Raw genomic sequence first — 1,255 nt, forward strand, 5'->3', positions numbered from 1 at the left:
ACCCGCAAACCCAGAGCGTGATGCCAACCGTCGCGGCCGAAGAACTCACTCCGTTCGTTCCCATCGTGCTCGCCGCTCTCCCCGTGGGTCTTTACCAGGTCGCCGGCTGGACCCGTTGGCTCAAGCCGGACGGGAGGATCGCCTACGGCGCCTCCCTGCTCGACACGGCCACTGTCACCTAAGACGTGGCGATCGTTCGCGTATGGCCAGGCCGTCCAAGGCCAGCGGCCTTCCGGGGGAGCATCCAGTACCGCTCATTCGGAGGGCAGTTAATCGCACAGAGCAAGCCGCGCCCGCGTGGGCGCGGCGGCTCTGCCAAGCAGCTCCACCAGCAAGCGCGTTTCGCGGATGCTCGCCGCGCCGTACGATATCACGACGCCAACATTGTCCACATCGCAACCGAGATGTCCAAAGGCTTCCCGCAACAGCCAAGCGACATTCTAATGATGGCGATGCTCGGCACCATCGGCCCTTTAGAGTTCACCAACGCGCCGGAGATGAGGTCAGTGGGAGAACGTGACGAGGTCTCTCTCGCGCTCGATCTGCTCGCGCGAACGCACGGCAGCCTAATCGTCCGAGGCCAAGGCCTTTGGCAAGCCCTCGCCCCATCTACCGCCGGCCATGTGCTCACCACTCAAGGTCCGGGCGCTGATCCAATCTGGACGCCTGGCGTCGGTGGATGGGCGCTCGTCGAAGCCCAAACATTCGCTGGCGCTGTAAACCACGCCTGGTTAAATCTCCAGGGCGGCTATCAACACCAGTGGGTTCTGGCCGACATCAAAACGGACGGTCTTAACCGAGAATTCCATGCTCGCATCTCTTTGGACAACGGCGATACCTGGAAAAACAGTGGCTATCGCGGAATGCGCCGCTGGCAGAACGACGTTGGCACCCCAGGCTCCAACACCTTCACGGGCAGCTGTATGTTGGCCGGCGGAATAGGAAACAGCGACGATCAGAGCGCCAACGGCGTCTTTGAAATCGTCTCTGATCTCGGACGATCAGACACCCGCAAACAATTCCATGGTTGGAACACAGAGTACAACGACGCAGGGCTCTACTACACCGCAACCTACGCCGGCTCGTACCAAGCAAGCAAAGACCCTATTAACGCGGTGCTCACCTTCATCAACGGCAGTAACTTCTGGGGCAAGATCAGCCTCTGGCGTCGCCCGCTCGCCTAACATCGCCCAGTTATTCGCGCCCCCGAGTCAGTCATGGGACTTCTAAAACACTTCCTCCCGAGACGAGAACA

1 protein-coding gene is annotated in these 1,255 nt (G+C 60.6%); it reads left to right on the top strand.

Translation table 11 applies throughout. The features are described 5' to 3' along the window. Positions 1–404 precede the first annotated feature (404 nt). Positions 405–1,184 carry a hypothetical protein gene (locus FVQ81_18585; protein MBW7998538.1) on the top strand — a complete coding sequence of 260 codons (780 nt, stop codon included), beginning with the start codon at positions 405–407 and terminating at the stop codon, positions 1,182–1,184. Positions 1,185–1,255 lie beyond the last annotated feature (71 nt).

This window comes from Candidatus Glassbacteria bacterium (assembly GCA_019456185.1).
Lineage (GTDB): Bacteria > Gemmatimonadota > Glassbacteria > GWA2-58-10 > GWA2-58-10 > JAJRTS01.

What these genes read in the sequence shown, in the direction of transcription:
- FVQ81_18585 (MBW7998538.1), top strand. Translation starts at nt 405, where the DNA reads ATGTCCAAAGGCTTCCCGCAACAGCCAAGCGACATTCTAATGATGGCG.